This window comes from Pseudomonas sp. H3_E04, from assembly GCF_054668915.1.
Genome location: NZ_CP162797.1, coordinates 3477650 through 3496439 on the forward strand (window position 1 = coordinate 3477650; position 18790 = coordinate 3496439).

18 protein-coding genes are annotated in these 18790 nt (G+C 59.6%); 8 read left to right on the forward strand and 10 right to left on the reverse strand.

Annotated elements, in window-relative coordinates:
• Positions 1–109: 109 nt before the first annotated feature.
• From cgtA to rplU, 3 genes are all read right to left on the reverse strand, one after another.
• A complete protein-coding gene (cgtA, locus tag AB4N53_RS15665) occupies positions 110–1333 on the reverse strand; it encodes an Obg family GTPase CgtA (protein ID WP_016773122.1) in 1224 nt (407 codons plus the stop codon).
• A 193-nt stretch (positions 1334–1526) separates the two neighbouring features.
• Positions 1527–1784, reverse strand: coding sequence for a 50S ribosomal protein L27 (rpmA, locus tag AB4N53_RS15670; RefSeq protein ID WP_016773121.1), 258 nt, complete (start codon positions 1782–1784; stop codon positions 1527–1529).
• A gap of 35 nt (positions 1785–1819) precedes the next feature.
• Positions 1820–2131, reverse strand: coding sequence for a 50S ribosomal protein L21 (rplU, locus tag AB4N53_RS15675; protein WP_007924746.1), 312 nt, complete (start codon positions 2129–2131; stop codon positions 1820–1822).
• Between the two features lie 241 nt (positions 2132–2372).
• Between rplU and AB4N53_RS15680 the strand changes: the two genes are divergently transcribed.
• The 3 genes from AB4N53_RS15680 to AB4N53_RS15690 all read left to right on the forward strand — a co-directional run bounded on the left by AB4N53_RS15680 (position 2373) and on the right by AB4N53_RS15690 (position 4304).
• On the forward strand, positions 2373–3341 hold the full coding sequence (locus tag AB4N53_RS15680) for a polyprenyl synthetase family protein (protein ID WP_016773120.1): 969 nt from the start codon (positions 2373–2375) through the stop codon (positions 3339–3341).
• 159 nt (positions 3342–3500) lie between these two features.
• Positions 3501–3842, forward strand: a complete 342-nt coding sequence (locus AB4N53_RS15685; protein WP_016773119.1) for a zinc ribbon domain-containing protein YjdM — start codon at positions 3501–3503, stop codon at positions 3840–3842.
• 204 nt (positions 3843–4046) lie between these two features.
• The gene (locus tag AB4N53_RS15690) at positions 4047–4304 is read left to right on the forward strand and encodes a PA4570 family protein (RefSeq protein WP_039761704.1); all 258 of its coding nucleotides are present in this window, start codon (positions 4047–4049) and stop codon (positions 4302–4304) included.
• 145 nt (positions 4305–4449) lie between these two features.
• On the opposite strand, the gene AB4N53_RS15695 is transcribed toward AB4N53_RS15690, so the two are convergent.
• The 3 genes from AB4N53_RS15695 to AB4N53_RS15705 all read right to left on the reverse strand — a co-directional run bounded on the left by AB4N53_RS15695 (position 4450) and on the right by AB4N53_RS15705 (position 6112).
• On the reverse strand, positions 4450–5067 hold the full coding sequence (locus AB4N53_RS15695) for an FKBP-type peptidyl-prolyl cis-trans isomerase (RefSeq protein WP_039761705.1): 618 nt from the start codon (positions 5065–5067) through the stop codon (positions 4450–4452).
• 119 nt (positions 5068–5186) lie between these two features.
• The gene (locus AB4N53_RS15700) at positions 5187–5492 is read right to left on the reverse strand and encodes a DUF6482 family protein (protein ID WP_252878921.1); all 306 of its coding nucleotides are present in this window, start codon (positions 5490–5492) and stop codon (positions 5187–5189) included.
• 131 nt (positions 5493–5623) lie between these two features.
• Entirely contained in the window at positions 5624–6112 is a 489-nt protein-coding gene (locus AB4N53_RS15705) for a TIGR00645 family protein (protein WP_016773116.1), read from the reverse strand.
• A gap of 160 nt (positions 6113–6272) precedes the next feature.
• Between AB4N53_RS15705 and AB4N53_RS15710 the strand changes: the two genes are divergently transcribed.
• Positions 6273–8102 carry a hypothetical protein gene (locus AB4N53_RS15710; protein WP_460121560.1) on the forward strand — a complete coding sequence of 610 codons (1830 nt, stop codon included), beginning with the start codon at positions 6273–6275 and terminating at the stop codon, positions 8100–8102.
• Here the strand turns inward: AB4N53_RS15710 and AB4N53_RS15715 are convergent.
• Both AB4N53_RS15715 and AB4N53_RS15720 read right to left on the reverse strand, forming a co-directional pair.
• Complete coding sequence (locus AB4N53_RS15715) at positions 8099–8419, reverse strand: PA4575 family protein (RefSeq protein ID WP_016773114.1); 321 nt, start codon at positions 8417–8419, stop codon at positions 8099–8101. The two genes, AB4N53_RS15710 and AB4N53_RS15715, sit on opposite strands and share 4 nt — an antisense overlap.
• Positions 8420–8743: 324 nt before the next feature.
• The gene (locus AB4N53_RS15720; protein ID WP_460121562.1) at positions 8744–11182 is read right to left on the reverse strand and encodes a Lon protease family protein; all 2439 of its coding nucleotides are present in this window, start codon (positions 11180–11182) and stop codon (positions 8744–8746) included.
• A gap of 302 nt (positions 11183–11484) precedes the next feature.
• Here AB4N53_RS15720 and AB4N53_RS15725 point away from each other — a divergent pair, with 302 nt between their 5' ends.
• From AB4N53_RS15725 to AB4N53_RS15740, 4 genes are all read left to right on the forward strand, one after another.
• Complete coding sequence (locus AB4N53_RS15725; RefSeq protein ID WP_007909797.1) at positions 11485–11973, forward strand: DUF3015 domain-containing protein; 489 nt, start codon at positions 11485–11487, stop codon at positions 11971–11973.
• Positions 11974–12164: 191 nt separating this feature from the next.
• Positions 12165–14018 (forward strand): Lnb N-terminal periplasmic domain-containing protein, encoded by a 1854-nt coding sequence (locus tag AB4N53_RS15730; RefSeq protein ID WP_460121564.1) that lies wholly within the window; start codon positions 12165–12167, stop codon positions 14016–14018.
• 218 nt (positions 14019–14236) lie between these two features.
• Positions 14237–14593 carry a hypothetical protein gene (locus tag AB4N53_RS15735; protein WP_460121566.1) on the forward strand — a complete coding sequence of 119 codons (357 nt, stop codon included), beginning with the start codon at positions 14237–14239 and terminating at the stop codon, positions 14591–14593.
• Positions 14594–14663: 70 nt separating this feature from the next.
• On the forward strand, positions 14664–15158 hold the full coding sequence (locus AB4N53_RS15740) for a GreA/GreB family elongation factor (protein WP_460121568.1): 495 nt from the start codon (positions 14664–14666) through the stop codon (positions 15156–15158).
• On the opposite strand, the gene gdhA is transcribed toward AB4N53_RS15740, so the two are convergent.
• Together gdhA and ettA are read right to left on the reverse strand one after the other, a co-directional pair.
• Positions 15155–16492 (reverse strand): NADP-specific glutamate dehydrogenase, encoded by a 1338-nt coding sequence (gene gdhA / locus AB4N53_RS15745; protein ID WP_460121570.1) that lies wholly within the window; start codon positions 16490–16492, stop codon positions 15155–15157. The two genes, AB4N53_RS15740 and gdhA, sit on opposite strands and share 4 nt — an antisense overlap.
• Before the next feature lie 352 nt (positions 16493–16844).
• Positions 16845–18509, reverse strand: a complete 1665-nt coding sequence (ettA, locus tag AB4N53_RS15750; RefSeq protein ID WP_016773108.1) for an energy-dependent translational throttle protein EttA — start codon at positions 18507–18509, stop codon at positions 16845–16847.
• Between the last annotated feature and the right edge of the window lie 281 nt (positions 18510–18790).

The window sequence follows — 18790 nt, forward strand, 5'->3', positions numbered from 1 at the left end:
CGACCTGGCACTGCCCGTGACGTTAATCGTGGCGATTGCTGACCAACGATCGATTTCCGGATACTAAAACGCCGCTCGATTGAGCGGCGTTCAAGTTTATCGCAACGGATCAGTCACGCACGTAAATGATTTCCGGACCGTCTTCGTCATCCACATCTTCTTCATCCCAGTCATCGTCGCCGATGTCATGGACCGACTTCACGCCACTGCGACGCAGGGCACGCTTGTCGTCCAGCGCCTGCAACTGGGCGCGAGCTTCGTCTTCGATGCGCTGATCGAGATCGGCCAGCTCTTCCTTGTACGCAGGGTCTGCGGCGAGGCGATCGGCACGGTCTTCCATGTAACGCATGATGTCGTGGCACAGACGCTCGGTTCCGATCTTGGCGATGGCCGAGATCACGTACACCGGACCGGTCCATTCAAGGCGATCGACGATTTCCTTGACGCGAGCATCGTGCTCTTCTTCAAGGATCTGGTCGCATTTGTTCAGCACCAGCCAGCGATCACGCTCGGCCAGCGACGGGCTGAATTTGATCAACTCGTTGACGATCACTTCAGCCGCGTCCGGAGCACTGGAATCATCCAATGGCGCCATGTCGACGAGGTGCAGCAGCAGACGCGTACGCGCCAGGTGCTTGAGGAAGCGAATGCCCAGACCGGCACCGTCGGAAGCGCCTTCGATCAGGCCCGGAATGTCGGCAATGACGAAGCTCTTCCAGCGATCGACGCTGACCACACCGAGGTTCGGCACCAGCGTGGTGAACGGGTAGTCGGCGACTTTCGGCTTGGCGGCCGAGACCGAACGGATAAAGGTACTTTTACCGGCGTTCGGCAAACCCAGCAGACCGACGTCGGCCAGCACTTTCATTTCCAGTTTCAGGTCGCGCTGCTCGCCCGGCTTGCCTGGCGTGGTCTGACGCGGTGCACGGTTGGTACTGGATTTGAAACGAGTGTTGCCCAGACCGTGCCAGCCGCCCTGCACCACCATCAGTTTCTGACCAGCCTTGGTCAGGTCGCCGATGACTTCCTGGGTGGCGGAGTCGATCACAGTGGTGCCGACCGGCACACGCAGGATCAGGTCTTCGCCCTTCTTGCCGGTGCAGTCGGTGCTGCCACCGTTGGAGCCACGCTCGGCATCGAAGTGACGGGTGTAACGGTAGTCGACCAGGGTGTTGAGGTTTTCGTCGGCCATCATGTAGATGGAACCGCCGTCACCGCCATCACCGCCGTTCGGGCCGCCGTTTTCAATGAATTTTTCCCGACGGAAACTCATGGCACCGTTGCCACCGTCACCGGCCTTTACGCGAATCGATACTTCATCAACAAACTTCATAACCAACGCCTCTCGCCGTACGGACGAGCCGAAAAACAATCAAGACATAAGACTCTTGCAAAAATGAGCGCAGCGACCCCAAGACACGACCTGCATCGCACGCCGACAGCCCATACAAACAGCTTTGCAAGAGACTCACCCCACAAACGAAAAAGCCCCGTCGCAAGACAGGGCTTCTCCAGCGATCTCGCGATTAAGCCGCGATTACGCTCACGTAACGACGACCGAAGGCGCCCTTTACTTCGAACTTGATCACGCCTTCGATTTTAGCGAAGAGAGTGTGATCCTTGCCCATGCCAACGCCGTAGCCAGCGTGGAATTGGGTGCCGCGCTGACGCACGATGATGTTGCCGGCCTTGATGACCTGGCCGCCATACATCTTCACGCCAAGGCGTTTGGCTTCTGAGTCGCGACCGTTACGGGTACTACCACCAGCTTTTTTGTGTGCCATGAGTTCAATTCTCCTAGTGAGGAATTAGGCTGTAATTAAGCCTGAATACCGGTGATTTTGATCTCGGTGAACCACTGGCGGTGGCCCATACGCTTCATGTGGTGCTTACGGCGACGGAACTTGATGATGCGGACTTTATCGTGACGACCTTGGGAGATCACTTCAGCCTTGACGGTTGCGCCAGCAACAACTGGTGCGCCGATGTTCACGTCGTCGCCGTTGGCGACCAGCAGAACGCGATCAAAAGTCACGGATTCGCCAGTAGCGATTTCCAGTTTTTCGATCTTCAGGTATTCACCTTCAGCGACCTTGTATTGCTTACCGCCGGTAACGATTACTGCGTACATGGTATTTCTCCGATAATCCTGCTCACCCAGCTCTTTATAAGAAGAGGTATTGGCTGGCATGGCTGCATGGGGCTGGAACGGCCCAAGTGCAATTGCGTAAGGCAGGTGCTGCCCAGGAAGTTCAGGGTGCGCGATTGTACGCAAGCAATCTGCCTCGCGCAAGTGGCCGTCCATCGCGCCTTGACAGGTCTGGACGGGGGTCCTAGCATGCCGCGCAACCCTTCTGGAGCGACTCTCGCTGATGCAACCCCAAGCTTTCTACCGCGCGGTGGCGGACGATTTTAGCGCCGTCGACGGCATCATCAAGAAGCAGCTGACGTCTCGAGTGCCGCTGGTATCGAAAATCGGCGATTACATCACGTCGGCCGGCGGCAAACGTCTGCGTCCTTTATTAGTGTTGCTGTGTGGCAAGGCCCTGGGTCGCGAAGGCGACGACATGCGCCTGCTGGCCGCCACCATCGAATTCCTGCACACCGCGACCCTGCTGCATGATGACGTCGTCGACATGTCCGGCATGCGCCGTGGCCGCTCGACCGCCAACGCCATGTGGGGCAACGCCCCGAGCGTGCTGGTCGGCGACTTCCTGTATTCGCGCTCGTTCGAAATGATGGTCGAACTCGGCTCGATGCCGGTGATGAAGATCCTCTCCCAGGCCACGCGCATCATCGCTGAAGGCGAAGTGTTGCAGCTGTCCAAGGTGCGTGACGCCAGCACCAGCGAAGAAACCTACATGGAAGTCATCCGCGGCAAGACCGCAATGCTCTTCGAAGCGTCGACCCACAGCGCCGCCGCCCTGGCTGGCGCGACCGCCGAGCAGAGCGAAGCCCTGCGCACCTTCGGCGATCATCTGGGTGTGGCGTTCCAGCTGGTTGATGACCTGCTCGACTACAAAGGCGACGCGGAAACCCTGGGCAAGAACGTCGGTGACGATCTGGCCGAAGGCAAGCCGACCCTGCCACTGATCTACACCATGCGCGAAGGCACCGCCGAACAGGCGGCACTGGTGCGTCAGGCGATCCAGAAAGGTGGGATCGAAGACCTGGAAAGCATCCGCATCGCCGTCGAAGCGTCCGGCTCGCTGGAGTACACCGCGCAACTGGCCCGCGATTACGTGGCCCGCGCGATCAAGTGCCTCGAGGCGCTGCCGGCCAGCGAATACCGCGATGCGCTGGTGGAACTGAGCGAGTTCGCGGTAGCCCGCACGCACTGATATTGCTGAAACAAGATCAAAAGATCGCAGCCTTCGGCAGCTCCTACACATCACCGTAGGAGCTGCCGAAGGCTGCGATCTTTTGCTTTTGACTGCCTCAAAAGCTAAAACCCTATACAATGTGCGCCCTTTAGCCCTCCTGATACCCAAGGAACCTTAGTGAGCACGTTGCCACCCTGCCCGAAATGCAATTCCGAATACACCTATGAAGACGGCACCCAACTGGTCTGCCCCGAGTGTGCCCACGAGTGGTCTGCCAGTGGCGAAGCCGAAGTGGCGGCCGATGATGCGGTGAAGAAAGATTCGGTCGGCAACGTCCTGCAGGACGGCGACACCATCACCGTGATCAAGGACCTCAAAGTCAAGGGCACATCGCTGGTGGTCAAGGTCGGCACCAAGGTCAAGAACATCCGCCTGTGCGATGGCGATCACGACATCGACTGCAAGATCGACGGCATCGGCCCGATGAAGCTCAAATCCGAGTTCGTCAGAAAAGTCTGAGCCTTGCGTCAGCCATCCCGCGCCAGCCGTGGGATGGAGCTTTGCCCTCCCCGCTTCAGCTCAATGAATCCGCGCATGGCCATCAGCCAGCCATTTTGACCTGACACAACCTTTACCCGGAAAACTCCACGATCCGCCAATAGGCACTTGCTATTTGATGAATAAGAATTATTCTCATTGAAACCCTTCAAGGAGATGATACCCATGACTTATTTGATCGACGCCTGGCTGGATCGCCCACACCCTTACCTCAGAATCCTCCATCGGGAAACCGGCGAAGTCTGTGCGGTGCTTGAAGAAGAAGCCTTGCATGAGTTGCAGGATCAAGGTGATCTGGACGTCAGCAGCCTCAATTCCAGCGAGCCGCTGGTACTCAAGGAGCTGGTGCGCAATCTGTTCCTGTTCTGCTATGCCCGGGCGTTGCGCCCGACCAGTGAGCTGCACAACAAGATCGAAATATGAAACCGCAACATGTCGGAGCGAGCCCTGTGGGAGCGGGCTTGCTCGCGAAGAGGCCATAACGTTCAACATCATCGTTGAATGACACCCCGCTTTCGCGAGCAAGCCCGCTCCCACATGACCGCGAGCCCGCTCCAACCATCAGGCCTTACAGAACGTCCAGCAACTCGACGTCGAATACCAGAACGCTGTGCGGCGGGATGCTGCCAACGCCCTGGGCGCCGTAAGCCAGTTCGCTCGGCACGTACAGGCGCCATTTGCTGCCGGCATTCATCAGTTGCAGCGCTTCGGTCCAGCCAGCGATCACGCCGCCAACCGGGAATTCTGCAGGCTGGCCGCGCTCGTAGGAGCTGTCGAACACAGTGCCGTCGATCAGGGTACCGTGGTAGTGCGTACGCACCTGGTCTTCACGGGTCGGCTTGGCGCCTTCGCCCTGAGTCAGCACTTCGAATTGCAGGCCGGAGGCCAGAGTGGTGATGCCGTCACGCTTGGCGTTTTCGGCGAGGAAGGCCAAGCCTTCGCCAGCCGCGGCTTCAGCCTTGGCAGCTGCTTCGGCTTGCATGATCTCGCGGATCACTTTGAAGCTGGCGGACATTTCTTCCTGGCCAACACGGCTTGGCTTGCCGGCGAAAGCGTCGGTCAGACCGGCCAGGATCGCGTCCAGGCTGACACCCGGTGGCGGGTTATCGCGCAGCTGGTCGCCAAGTTGACGGCCGATACCGTAGCTGACGCGGGTTTCGTCGGTGGACAGATTTACTTCGGACATGACACTGCTCCGCTGTGCGGACGGCCACAGGACTAGCCGTGCGTGCACAGCTCGTCCCGGCGCGCCCGGAACCAAAAGGGCGAGCAGACTAGCACAGATACCTGGGGTTGGGGCCGGGCCTACAGGGCCGAGCGCCAGGCCAGCGGTACTTTCAGGCTTTCATCGAGGTCACCGACCAGCCCACACATTTCGTCATGAACCGAGGTATGCACAAGATTGAAGGGCAGAACCGGAAAGGCATGCAGCAGATCCCGCGCATGCTCAACTGAGCGCAGCGTCAGCATATTGCCCTTGAGATCGCTCAACGGATACGCCGCCCCATGCATCCTCGCTTCCAACAGGTAAATGCCGCCTTCCATGGAGATCAGGTTCAACTCGTCGATCTTCCTGGCAACAGCAAACGCGTTCAACTCTTGCAGGTTCATGGAAGCACCTCACACCGTGGCGAATCGCACCGTTACAGGGATAGGCCGGTGCGCTTGAAAGCACAAGCCACAAACGAAACCGCCCGTCTGTTTCGCAACAGACGGGCGGCTCTTTTGCCTTGATCGGCCGATCAGTGCTTGGTGACCTTGTCCAGATAACCCATGGCAAACGCCGACACCACAAACGTCATGTGGATGATCACGTACCACATCAAGTGCTCGGGATCGACGTTCTTGGCGTCCATGAAGATGCGCAGCAAGTGGATCGAGGAGATCGCCACGATCGACGCCGCGACTTTCATCTTCAGCGACGACGAGTCCATGGTGCCCAGCCAGCTGAGCTTCTCTTTGCCTTCGTCGATGTCCAGTTGCGAGACGAAGTTTTCGTAGCCGGAAATCATCACCATCACCAGCAGACCACCCACCAGCGCCATATCGATCAACGACAGCAGCACCAGAATCAAGTCCGACTCGGCCATGGCGAACACGTTGGGCAGGATGTGAATGATTTCCTGGAAGAACTTCAATGCCAGCGCCAGCAGACCGAGGGACAGGCCGATGTAGATCGGCGCCAGCAGCCAGCGGGTGGCGTACATTGCATTTTCGATAAAGCGTTCCATTGACTCTCACACAAGGGGCTGGAAATGGCGGCGAGTATAACAGCCCGCTGTGACAGCCAGAAACCGCCGGAAAATCCGCCACCTGCGTGTGTGTGACAAAGTTTTTCTGCTAGTGTCCAAAGCATTGACAGCCCAATGACAGTGGACAGGACGCGTGGAAATGGATGTGCGATCAGCCTTGACGACTGCCGGTATCTGCCTCGCCTTGCTCATCGGCGGTTGCTCGCCCGGCGATGAAAAGCACGTCGCCAACCTCGACGAAAAGACCGCCACCTTCGAACAGTCACTGGAGACGATCAGCGATCCCAAGCTCAAGGACGCCGTCACCGAACTCGGCGGCTCGCTGCTGTTACTGGAACGGGCCCGGCTCAAGCTCGACGACATCGCACCGCATACCGAATACGGCGCCGACGCCCTCGCTGTGCTCAAGCACTACCCCACCCCGCAGGCGCTGGTCGATACCTTCATCAACGGCCTGTTCGTGCTGCACAAGGACGCCAGCTCGGATTACCTCACCGATCTGCAACCGGTATTCCCGTTCAACCTGAACATTCCCGGCGGTTTCCTGTTTCCGCACGGCATCGAATGGCATTCGGTGACGCTGAGCAACAAACGTGTCATCGCCTGGCAACCGGAGTGGTCGGAAACCGATCCGGGCATCCAGCTCAGCCCGTCCAGTTCCAACGTGACCAATCCCGATGACCTGACGGTGACCTACCCATTTATCGATGGCCTTAACGTCGACAAAAAAAGCCTGCCGCAACCGGTCAGCCTGCAAGGCCAGATCGAGGTCATCGCGCCGCGTCGCTTGTACAGTTTCGACCTGACGCAGAAAGACGTCGGCCAGACCCGCAGCAACGACAACCTCAGCGTCAAACTGCTCAAGCTGGAAAAGAACTACGCCGAAGTCGAAGTCAGCAACAGCCGGCCGCTGGCCGCAGAAGTCGCCGAAACCCGCATCAATCCGCTGATCATTCAGGCCCGCGACGCCAGCGGTCAATACCTGGTACGCGCCGGTTCGATCAATGAAAGCCCGGAGCAGGTCGAGTTTTATCAGAAACAACTGGCGCAACTACAGAAGCAAACGAGCTGGAGCGACACCCTGGAGAAACAGCTCAGCGACGACCAGCAAGCCTTCGAGAAAGATCACCCACGCCGCTACAACAAGGTCTACTTTCACGGCCCGATCGAGACCCTCGAAGTCAGCGTGCTCGACTTCTCTTCGGCGACGGTGACGCGCAAAACCCTGGACCTGCCGGTGCGCACCTTCAATCCGCACACCACGGCCAAAGCCGTGCAGCCGCTGGATCTGCCAGTTGTGGTGTATGACGACCTCGCAGCCAACTGGCTAAAAGGCGCGGACCTGAGCGAGGAACAATTGAAGGCCGGCGTGCGCATTCATCAATCGGTGGAAGAGCCGAGCGCGGCGCGTATCGAGTTTTCCCACCGCCGCACCTTCAACGACGAATTGCTCGGCGACGAACTCAACCCCGGCGTCAGCCCGGTGACCTTTTTCACGGAAAAGCGCGGCGGCAAGCTCGACGAGCCGATCGAACTGCCGCCCGAGGCGTATCAGGTCGATCCACTGCAAGCGACGATTACTTATGATCTGAATCTGTTTCCGGAAACCCCGGCGATTGCCGTAGGTTCGATGCCGTTGTTTCTGGCCACGGTGGCCAAGCAGTCCTACGAGGCGCAGTCATTGCCCAAAGGCCTGGCGATCAAGGACAACACGCTGGTGGTCGACTTGAAAACCTTCCCGGCCAACGAGTGGCGTTTCTTCGTCAAGGACGACAGCGGCCACTACCTCAAGCAGATTCTCTCGGTCAGCCACGACGCCAGCACCGAAGGCCCGGCGCTGCTTGGCGTGCACTATTTTTACGGTCGCCCGACTCGCGTGGAAACCTATCAGCGCACCGACCTCACCACCGTGCAATACGGCTTTGAGGTCAAGCTCGACAAGGCGCAGGTGGACCAGACGGCGCCTTAACCGTTGAGACTGCGCCCACGGCCGCCGTTGATCTGCCGCAACTGCGCTTGCAGGTGCAGGCTCCATATCTGCGGATCATCGGCCAGTTCGTAGCCGTGCAAAGTCAGGCTTTCAACAATCGTGTCGAGAATCGACTCGGCCGCGACCGGGCCGTGGAACGGGCCTTGGGCTTTTATCGCGGAAGGTTGTTCGCCGGCCATGCCGGCCGCGAAGAGCAGCGTCCACATGCCGTTGTCGCCGGCCAGCGGCTTTACGGCGCATTCGATCCGGGTCACCAGACCCAGGCATTGACGGGTGAGACAGAGGTTGCGCGACATGGCGGCGACCCTCGGTAAAGCCGGTATTCAGCCCCCACGGGAGGACTGGCTCGATCCAGTGATACTGTCGATATCCTTGACCTGAGAATAGAAGAAAAGTGTCCTGCGCAAGCCAAATGGAACCAGAAGGCGCCGAATGGTCATTGTGTGAATATTGGCGTCAGAGTAGTGGCACATTCCCCGAAGATCCCCGCAGAGATCAATCTGGAAAACCACTGTGGGAGCGAGCCTGCTCGCGAAGACGATGGATCAGCCGACTCATTCGTCAACTGAAACACCGCATTCGCGAGCAGGCTCGCTCCCACAGGGTTTATTGCAAGCCTGTCAGGCCGGTTTGGCTTCGGCGAGAGCCTCCTGCGCCAGTTCCTTCTCAGCCTCCTTCAAGTCTTCTTCGCTGATCATCTCGGCGATATCGCGCAGGCGTTCGACTACTCGCGCATTGATGCTGCCTTCGGGGAATTCGCCATCGGCGTTCGGCTCACCGGCCGGCTCGCCCACCAGCAGGCTCAGTGCCTCATCAGCCTGACGCACCGCGTAGACATGGAACTGCCCGGCGCGCACGGCGGCCAGGACTTTTTCATCGAGCATCAGCGTGGCGACGTTGGCCTGGGGAATGATCGCGCCCTGTTCGCCGGTCAGGCCGCGCGCTTCGCAGAGGCGGAAGAAGCCTTCGATCTTCTCGTTGACCCCGCCGACCGCCTGCACTTCGCCAAACTGGTTGATCGAACCGGTGATGGCAAAACATTGCTTGAGCGGGGTTTTCGACAGCGCCGAAATCAGCGTGCACGCCTCGCCCAACGACGCACTGTCACCATCGACGTAACCGTACGACTGCTCCAGCGCAATGCTCGCCGAGATCGCCAACGGGAATTCCTGGGCATAACGGCTGCCCAGATAACCGGTGAGGATCATCACGCCTTTGGAGTGAATCGGCTGGCCGAGGTTGACCTCACGCTCGATGTCGACGATACCGCTGCCGCCCGGGTACACCGTGGCGGAAATCCGCGCCGGCACGCCGAACGCCGAATCACCGACCTCCAGCACCGTCAGCCCGTTGCACTTGCCGACAGCCGCGCCATCGGTGTCGATGAGGATGATCCCGGCGAGCATGTCGTCGAGAATCCGTGCCGAGACGCGCCCGGTGCGGGTGGCCTTGGCTTTCAGGGCGCGTTCGATGTGGCCGGCGTCGGTCATTTCATCGCCGGCCAGATGGCGAATGAAATCCGCCTCGCTGACCAGTTGGAACAGATCGCCAATGCGCGCCGACAAGCGCCCCTGATGCTCGGCCAGTCGTGCACTGTAAGTGGCCAGACGCGCCACCGCATCGGCGGTCAGCGGCGCCATGCCTTCTTCCGAAGTGCGGGTTTTCAATAGCTGGGCGAATTGCTCCAGACTCTCGTCGACCATCGGAATGTCTTCGTCGAAATCGACCAGTACACGGAACATTTCCTGGAAGTCCGGATCGAGGTCCTGCAGCGTGTAATACAGCTGCCGCGCACCGATGATGATGACTTTGACTTGCAGCGGAATGTGCTGCGGATTCAAGGTCACGGTGGCGAAGCGGCCCATCTCGCCCAGCGGCGATTCCATTTTCAGCTTGCGCGATTGCAGGGCGCGTTTGAGCGCATCCCACACGAACGGCTCGCTGAGCATTTTTTCCGCTTCAAGAATCAGGAAACCGCCATTGGCGCGATGCAGCGCGCCCGGGCGCAACTGTCGATAGGTCGTATAAAGCGCGCCCTGATCGGTGGTGTACTCGATGCGGCCAAAAAGGTTTTCGTAGGTCGGATGCGGCTCGAACACCACCGGCGCACCGCCGCTGGCCGGATGCCCGACCACCAGGCTCGGTGCATATTGCTCTTCCAGCAACTTGCGCGCGACGGCGTCGGTCTTGCTGTCGTCGACCAGTTGCTCGACCACGGTTTTCAGCAGGTAGACCTGCATGGCCTGCAAGTAACCGCAGACCCCGGCGTTCTCCGCGTACTTCTCCGACAGCGGCGCCAGCAACGGCTGCAAGGCCAGGGTGATGGTTTCTTCGTTGAGCGAACGCAGTTGATTGTTCGACTCGCGCTTCCACTGCGGCAGGCTGGCGAGTTCTTCGTTCAGGCGCTCTTCGAGGCCGGAAATGTCATCGTGAAAACGCTCACGCTCGGCTTCTGGCAACTGGGCGAATTCAGCTTCGTCCAGGGCCTTGCCTTCGAGCATCGGGGTGAAGGCGATGTTGCTGCTGTCGCGGTACAGGGCGACGTCTTTTTCCAGCGCCAGGCGCTCGATGATGTCCAGCGCCTTGTCGTAGCGCTGATTGAAGGCGCGGTCGATGGCGCTTTTTTTCTGCTGGTAGGACGGGTGTTCAAAGACTGCCGGGAAGGTCGCCAGCAGATTGTCGATCAAGCCGTTGATGTCGCCGATGAACGAGCCCGCCGTGCCCGATGGCAGCTCCAGTGCGCGCGGTTCGCGGGGCTCATCGAAGTTGTTGACGTAGACCCAGTCCGCCGGGGTCTGCAGGCGCTTGCCTTCGGCCTTCAGGTAGCGTTTGACGAACGAGAAACGGCCGGTGCCGGGCTCGCCCATGACGAATACGTTGTAACCGGGGCGTGGCATCGCCACACCGAACTGCAAGGCTTCGACCGCGCGTTCCTGGCCGAGCACACCGCGAAAGGGCTCCAGATCATTGGTGGTAGTGAAGCTGAACTGTTCAGCGGAAAACGGACGAGTCAGCGCTTCGGGCGCAAGACGCAGGCTGGCAGCAACAGGATCAGGCATCGGGCTTCCTTAACAATCAGGCGGGGCAGGTAGCGGCATTCTGGCGCTGCCCGTGCCCCACTGGCAAGGCGCGCCACATGACAAAGCATAGACAAGCGCGCGGCCGGCCGACGCGTCCCGATAAATCAGAGGTTTATTCCAAATATTTTGCAAAAAGTCACGGAACCGCTGGAACGTGCCTAAACTCCAAACTGCGCGGCTGGAACTAATACCGGCCCACTGACACTTTCGGCGCTGTCCTCGGGCAGAGTGCGAAAGGCCAGAACCCTGTCCATTGGTATGCACATAAAGAGAACAAAGCTATGAAACGGATTCTTCTCGGTACTCTCTTCACCGCTGTATCCATCAACGCAATGGCGCAAGCCCCGGGCGGCCCGGATTGCGGTTGGGGCAACATGCTGTTCGAAGGTCAGCGTGGCACCCCGGCGCACTTCCTTGCTTCCACCACCAACGGCACTTCCGGTAACGCTACCTTCGGTATGACCTCCGGCACCAACGGCTGCTCGACCAACGCGTCGCTGACTTATGGCGGCAAGTCCTGGTTCGCCATGAATGGCATGATGAACGAGCTGTCCGAAGACATGGCCAAAGGCAACGGCGAAGCGCTGACCACCTATGCCGTGGTACTGGGCGTAGCACCGGAAGACCGCGCGCACTTTGCGGCCGTGACCCACGAGCACTTCCAGCAGATCTTCAGCAAGGCTGACGTGACCGCTGAAGACGTGCATACCAACACCCTGGCAGTACTGAAATCGGACCCACGTCTGGCCAAGTACGCAACTCAGGCTTAAGCTCGACCCCACCCGCTTCCTTCGGGAAGCGGGTTTTTATTTTTTGCCAAATGACCCGTTGTTGGAGCTGACGAGTGCAACGAGGCTGCGATCTTTGCTTTTGAAGATCAACAGATCGCAGCCTCGTTGCACTCGTCAGCTCCTACAGTTTGTTGGTATTGAATTTTTTCTTTCGACTTAAGTTGCCGACTATGCTCAAACGCCTTGCCTGGCTGGCGCTCTGTGTCTGCGCCCCGCTGTCCGCCGCGCCTCACATCGATCCTCAACGTTTGCAGCAACTGGCCAACGACCGCTTCTGGATTTCTCTGGGTCATTACGAAACCGCCAAGCTCGGCGGCTGGCGCAGCTATGTCAGCGACAAGAAGTTCTTTCTCGCCCCCGATGGCAACGAGCATCCGGACCGCGAACTGGCCGCCACCGTGCAGGCGCTGTACGCCCCGGCCAGCCTCGGCGAGCAACATGCACAGTGCGTCTATCCGGCGCGCACGCGCTGGCTGAAAGCGCAACTCAACCTCTCCGATTTGCCAGCGCCGGAATGCGCCGAATACAAGAAATGGTTCAAGGACGTCTCGCCGCACAGTGCTGTGATGATCTTCCCGGCGGCGTATCTCAACAGCCCTTCGTCGATGTTCGGCCACACCCTGCTGCGCATCGATCAGGCGGACGTGCAGGCTGACAAGACCTCGCTGCTCAGCTATGCGATCAACTTCGGCGCTTACATCGAAGGCTCGGACAACAGCATTCTGTATGCCTGGAAAGGCTTGATGGGCGGCTACCCGGGGCTGTTCGCACTGGTGCCGTATCAAGAAAAACTGTCGGAATACCGCAGCCTGGAAAACCGCGATCTGTGGGAATACCGCCTCAACCTGACTCAGGAAGAAACCGCGCGCATGGTCGAGCATGTGTGGGAGCTCAAGCAGATCCAGTTCGACTATTTCTTCTTCGACGAAAACTGCTCGTATCGCTTGCTGGAGTTGCTGCAAGTGGCGCGGCCGAGTTTACGCCTGACCGAACAATTTCCGCTGACCGCGATCCCGACCGACACCGTCAAAGCGGTGAAAGAGGCCGGGCTGGTCGAGCACATCGAATATCGCCCGTCCCGCGAACGTGAACTGCTCAGCCGCGCCGAGCCGTTAAGCGATGACGAACAGCAATGGGTGCTCAAGGTCAGCGCCGATCAAAAAGTCCTGCAAGAGCCTACGTTCAAAGCGCTGCCGCGCGCGCGTCAGGCGTTGATCGTCGACGCCGCCTATCGTCTGGAGCGCTACCGCGCCAATGGCCAGGAGCGCGACCCGCAACGAGCGCAGCGCAGTTTCGAACTGCTGCGGGCGATCAACAAGAACCCGGCGCCGGAGCTGGAAATTCCGCAACCCGGTCTGCCCGAAGATGGCCACGAGTCCCGCACCTGGCAGGCCGGCCTCGGTACGCGCGGCGATCGCGCGTTCGGCGAGTACGGCCTGCGCATGGCTTATCACGACCTCAACGACAACGCCGAAAGCTTCCCCCTCGGCGCGCAGATCGAAATTTTGCAACTGAAGCTGCGTCAGTACGAAGGCAATGACTGGCAGTTGCAGCAACTGGATCTGGCGACCATTCGTTCGCTGACCCCGCGCAACGAGCTGCTGCAACCGCTGTCGTGGCAAGTCACCGGCGGCCTCGAGCGCGTGCCGGGCAAGCATGACGACGAAACACTGGTCAGCCATGTCAACGGCGGCGGCGGTGGTACCTGGCAATTGGGCGAAGACGTGCTCGGCTTTGCCCTGGGCACGGTGCGCGTGGAACACAACAACGACTTCGCCGAGTTTGTTTCCCCGGCCGGTGGCTTCAATACCGGCGTACTGTGGAAAAACCCGCTGGGCAATCTGAGCCTGGAAGCCAAGGGCGATTACTTCTTCAACGGTGAAGTGCGCCGCAGCCTGAGCCTGAATCAGCAGTGGGAGCTGTCGCGCAACCTCGGTTTGCGCTTGAGTGCTCAGCGTGAATTCAGCCAGCTCGCCAGCCCGGAAACCGAAGTCATGCTTGAAGTGAAGTGGTATCACTACTGATCCCGAGCCTGTGTAAATCGCCCTGTGGGAGCGAGCCTGCTCGCGAAAACGGTGGGTCAGACAATAGTAGTGTTGCCTGACACGACACCTTCGCGAGCAGGCTCGCTCCCACAGGGCTTTGTGGTGTGCAATGGATTTTTCACAGGCCTTCGACAGCCGCCTCATGAATCCCCTTCTAGACTTTCCCTATCAGCCGAAAACCGGCGCGGGAGAGTGCGATGTGGCGGTGCGTGGGGTTGTTGGGCGTTGTATTGGCGCTGGGCGGTTGCCAGACCACCCATGAAGACTTGATTGCCAAGGGTTATCCACCGGCATTCGCCGACGGTTTCGATGACGGTTGCGTCAGCGGCCGGCAAGCGGCGGGCTCGATCAGCGGCGAGTTTCGCAAGAACGTGCCGCGCTATCTCAAGGACCAGCAATACGCCGACGGCTGGGTCGATGGCTTCCGCCAATGTCAGGCGATGCTCGAAAACAGGAATCGCGAGCAATATCGCAACGAGCATTGGGACGAACGCGAACGCGCCTGGCAGCAGCAGAAGGACCAGGGCGCCGGACGGGCTTATCGCTCGCAATAGGTCGCTTGCAGACATCCGTTGAAACCAAATGCCGGCAACCATGGCCCAAATCCTTTAAGAGGAGGACTTCATGAGTCGCGCATTCGTCAACGAAGACAACGCCGCCGCGCAGGCCGATCAGCCGGTCGAACGCCAGGTCAGCACGCAGCCCAATTACGTCACCCCGCAAGGTTTGGCGCAGTTGCAGACGAAAGTCGCCGAGTTGCAGAGCCTGCACGCCGAGCAAACGGCCAAGGGCGAGCAGGCCGACAAGCAACGCCTGGCGGATCTGCAACGGGATCTGCGGTATTTCACTCAACGCCTGAGCAGCGCCCAAGTCGCAGTCGCCGCGACCTCCACCGACAAGGTACAGATCGGTAGCTGGGTGACTTTTGCCGATGAACACGACACTGAACACCGCGTGCAATTGGTCGGCGAGGATCAGGCCGACGCCAGTCAGGGCCTGATCAACTGGGCTTCACCGCTGGGCCGGGCTTTGCTTGGCGCCCGGCTCAACGATGAAGTGCTGTGGCAGCGACCGGCCGGCGATCAACAGATCGAAGTGATCCGCATCGAACCGGCTTAAACCACGCCTTGCGCCAGCATCGCATCGGCGACTTTGACGAAGCCGGCGATGTTCGCGCCCTTGACGTAATTGACCTGACCGTTGTCTTCGCCGTAATGCACGCAGGCGTGGTGGATCGCCTGCATGATCGCGTGCAGCTTGCTGTCGACCTCGCCCGCCGTCCACAGCAGGCGCATGGCGTTCTGCGACATCTCCAGACCACTCACGGCCACGCCGCCGGCATTCGAAGCTTTGCCCGGCGCAAACAGAATGCCGGCCTCGATAAAGATATCCACAGCCTCCAGCGTGGTCGGCATGTTCGCGCCTTCGGCCACGCAGACGCAGCCATTGCGCAGCAGCGTGCGTGCGGCTTCGGCGTCGAGTTCGTTTTGCGTCGCGCAGGGCAGCGCGATGTCGCACGGCAGCGACCATGGATGCTGCCCGGCGCGGAATTCCAGACCATGGGCGCTCGCCAGTTCGCTGATGCGCCCGCGTTTTACATTCTTCAGATCCAACAGCGCCAGCCACTGTTCTTCGCTCAGTCCTGCTTCGCAGTACAACGTGCCTTCGGAGTCGGACAGCGAGATCACTTTGCCGCCCAGGTCCATCACTTTGCGCGCCGCGTACTGGGCAACGTTGCCGGAACCGGAAATCGCCACGCGCTTGCCTTCCACGCTCTGCCCGCGGCGCTTGAGCATTTCCTCAGCGAAGTACACGCAACCGAACCCGGTGGCTTCCGGGCGAATCAGGCTGCCGCCGTAGGTCATGCCCTTGCCGGTGAGGACGCTGGTGAACTGGTTGCTCAGGCGCTTGTACTGGCCAAAGAGGAAGCCGATTTCCCGCGCACCGACGCCGATGTCACCGGCCGGTACGTCAACATCGGCGCCGATGTGGCGGTACAGCTCGCTCATGAACGCCTGACAGAAACGCATGACTTCAGCGTCGCTCTTGCCCTTTGGATCGAAGTCCGAACCGCCCTTGCCGCCGCCCATGGGCAGGGAGGTCAGCGAGTTTTTGAAGGTCTGCTCGAAGGCGAGGAATTTCAGCACGCCGAGATTCACTGACGTATGAAAACGCAAGCCGCCCTTGTACGGGCCGATGGCGCTGTTCATCTGGATACGGAATCCGCGATTGACCTGAACCATGCCCTGATCGTCGACCCACGACACCCGGAACACCACCGCGCGCTCCGGCTCGCAGATGCGCTCGAGAATGCCCGAAGTCAGGTAATGCGGATTGGCTTCAAGAAATGGCCACAGACTGCGCAGGACCTCTTCGACTGCCTGGTGAAATTCGGGCTGATCCGGGTCGCGTTTTTTCAGGCGCGCAAGGAAGGATTCGACGGATTCGATCATGGGCAAAGTCTCGGCAAATTTATTGTCGTTGGAGGAGATTGGGCCGGACTGTAACAAACGAATTGCGCACAGGAACAGAGCAAAATGTCGCAGTTATGAAATTAAATGGTGCACAGGATATAAATCCTAGGGTTTTTTGATCCGTTTTTGCACCTGAGTGGGGAGTACAGATTCAAGACTTGCACCAACAGTTACACCGTCTTCGCGAGCAGGCTCGCTCCCACATTTGGAATGCGCTACCCCTGTGGGAGCGAGCCTGCTCGCGAAAGCCGCAACTCGGTTTATCAGGAAAAACCCAGGGCAAAAAAAACGGAGCCCGAAGGCTCCGCTCTCTCATGCAACCAACCTGAAATCAGGCCAGTTTCTTGTGACGTACCCGGTGTGGCTGGGCCGCTGCTTCGCCAAGGCGCTTCTTGCGGTCGGCTTCGTACTCGGTGTAGTTGCCTTCGAAGAACACCGCTTGCGAGTCGTCTTCGTATGCCAGGATGTGCGTGGCGACACGGTCAAGGAACCACCGATCGTGGGAGATCACAATGGCGGCGCCCGGGAAGTCCAGCAGGGCTTCTTCCAGCGAACGCAGGGTTTCCACGTCGAGGTCGTTGGACGGTTCGTCGAGCAGCAGGACGTTGCCGCCCTCCTTCAGGGTCAATGCCAGGTGCAGACGACCGCGCTCACCGCCGGACAGATCCTTGACGAACTTCTGCTGGTCGCCGCCCTTGAAGTTGAAGCGACCGACGTAGGTGCGCGACGGGATCTCGTAGTTGCCGATGCGGATCTGGTCGGAGCCGTCGGAAATCTGCTGAAACACGGTCTTGCTGCCGTCGAGGTCTTCGCGGCTCTGGTCGACGCAGGCCAGCTGCACGGTTTCACCGATTTCGATGCTGCCCGAATCCGGGGTTTCCTTGCCCATCAGCATGCGGAACAGCGTCGACTTACCGGCACCGTTACCGCCGATCACGCCGACGATGGCGCCCTTCGGCATCGAGAACGACAGGTTGTCGATCAGCACGCGATCGCCATAGCCCTTGGTGACGTTCTTGAATTCGATGACCTTGTCACCCAGGCGTGGACCGGCCGGGATGTAGATCTCGTTGGTTTCGCTGCGCTTCTGGAATTCCTGCGATTGCATTTCTTCGAAGCGTTGCAGACGGGCCTTGGACTTCGACTGGCGGGCCTTGGCGCCTTTGCGCACCCATTCCAGTTCTTCTTTCATGGCTTTTTCATGAGCCGACTGCTGCTTGGATTCCTGGGCCAGACGATCGGACTTGGCTTCGAGCCAGCCCGAATAGTTGCCCTCGTAAGGAATGCCCGCGCCGCGGTCAAGTTCCAGAATCCAGCCGGCGACATTGTCGAGGAAGTAACGGTCGTGCGTGATCGCGACCACGGTGCCCGGGAAATCGTGGAGGAAATGCTCCAGCCACGCCACCGAATCGGCGTCCAAGTGGTTGGTCGGTTCGTCGAGCAGCAGCATGTCCGGAGCGGACAGCAGCAGACGGCACAGGGCGACACGACGTTTTTCACCACCGGACAGGTGTTCGACTTTCGCGTCCCAGGCCGGCAGACGCAGCGCATCGGCGGCGACTTCCAGTTGGCGCTCGAGGTTGTGGCCGTCGCTGGCCTGCAGGATCGCTTCGAGCTTGGCCTGTTCAGCAGCAAGCTTGTCGAAGTCGGCGTCCGGGTCGGCGTAGGCCGCGTAGACCTCGTCCAGACGCGCTTGCGCATCCTTGATCACGCTGACCGCTTCCTCAACCACTTCACGCACGGTCTTGGCAGGATCGAGCTGCGGCTCTTGCGGCAGGTAACCGATGTTCAAATCTGGCATCGGACGGGCTTCGCCCTCGAACTCGGTGTCGACGCCGGCCATGATTTTCAGCAGCGTGGACTTACCCGAACCGTTAAGGCCGAGCACGCCGATCTTGGCGCCGGGGAAGAAGGACAGCGAAATGTTCTTGAGGATTTCCCGCTTCGGCGGAACAACTTTGCCCAGCCGATGCATGGTGAAGACGTATTGAGCCATGGAGAACCTTGGGTCAGTGACAGATGAATGATTGGAGCGCAGGCGATGCCTGGCCAGACTGTGCGCGTCGTTCACTTGATCGCGATCAATGCGTGCGCGCTGGAAAAAGTCTGATTGTAGGGGCTGGAACGCCCCCGGTCTAACCGGCAAAGCTACCTTAATGCTGGAAGGCAGTCCAGCCGGGAGGGGCTGGCACTTCGCCACAACTCAAGGCATGCTAGCCGCCCTTCGGGCGTCCGGCTTATAGTGCACGTCGCGCCAGTCCAGCCAAATCGCAGGAT

Excerpts from the sequence above, each read along its gene's own strand:
- cgtA (WP_016773122.1), bottom strand. The coding sequence starts at position 1,333 with ATGAAGTTTGTTGATGAAGTATCGATTCGCGTAAAGGCCGGTGACGGT.
- rpmA (WP_016773121.1), bottom strand. The coding sequence starts at position 1,784 with ATGGCACACAAAAAAGCTGGTGGTAGTACCCGTAACGGTCGCGACTCA.
- rplU (WP_007924746.1), bottom strand. The coding sequence starts at position 2,131 with ATGTACGCAGTAATCGTTACCGGCGGTAAGCAATACAAGGTCGCTGAA.
- AB4N53_RS15680 (WP_016773120.1), top strand. The coding sequence starts at position 2,373 with ATGCAACCCCAAGCTTTCTACCGCGCGGTGGCGGACGATTTTAGCGCC.
- AB4N53_RS15690 (WP_039761704.1), top strand. The coding sequence starts at position 4,047 with ATGACTTATTTGATCGACGCCTGGCTGGATCGCCCACACCCTTACCTC.
- AB4N53_RS15695 (WP_039761705.1), bottom strand. The coding sequence starts at position 5,067 with ATGTCCGAAGTAAATCTGTCCACCGACGAAACCCGCGTCAGCTACGGT.
- AB4N53_RS15700 (WP_252878921.1), bottom strand. The coding sequence starts at position 5,492 with ATGAACCTGCAAGAGTTGAACGCGTTTGCTGTTGCCAGGAAGATCGAC.
- AB4N53_RS15705 (WP_016773116.1), bottom strand. The coding sequence starts at position 6,112 with ATGGAACGCTTTATCGAAAATGCAATGTACGCCACCCGCTGGCTGCTG.
- AB4N53_RS15710 (WP_460121560.1), top strand. The coding sequence starts at position 6,273 with ATGGATGTGCGATCAGCCTTGACGACTGCCGGTATCTGCCTCGCCTTG.
- AB4N53_RS15715 (WP_016773114.1), bottom strand. The coding sequence starts at position 8,419 with ATGTCGCGCAACCTCTGTCTCACCCGTCAATGCCTGGGTCTGGTGACC.
- AB4N53_RS15720 (WP_460121562.1), bottom strand. The coding sequence starts at position 11,182 with ATGCCTGATCCTGTTGCTGCCAGCCTGCGTCTTGCGCCCGAAGCGCTG.
- AB4N53_RS15725 (WP_007909797.1), top strand. The coding sequence starts at position 11,485 with ATGAAACGGATTCTTCTCGGTACTCTCTTCACCGCTGTATCCATCAAC.
- AB4N53_RS15730 (WP_460121564.1), top strand. The coding sequence starts at position 12,165 with ATGCTCAAACGCCTTGCCTGGCTGGCGCTCTGTGTCTGCGCCCCGCTG.
- AB4N53_RS15735 (WP_460121566.1), top strand. The coding sequence starts at position 14,237 with ATGTGGCGGTGCGTGGGGTTGTTGGGCGTTGTATTGGCGCTGGGCGGT.
- AB4N53_RS15740 (WP_460121568.1), top strand. The coding sequence starts at position 14,664 with ATGAGTCGCGCATTCGTCAACGAAGACAACGCCGCCGCGCAGGCCGAT.
- gdhA (WP_460121570.1), bottom strand. The coding sequence starts at position 16,492 with ATGATCGAATCCGTCGAATCCTTCCTTGCGCGCCTGAAAAAACGCGAC.
- ettA (WP_016773108.1), bottom strand. The coding sequence starts at position 18,509 with ATGGCTCAATACGTCTTCACCATGCATCGGCTGGGCAAAGTTGTTCCG.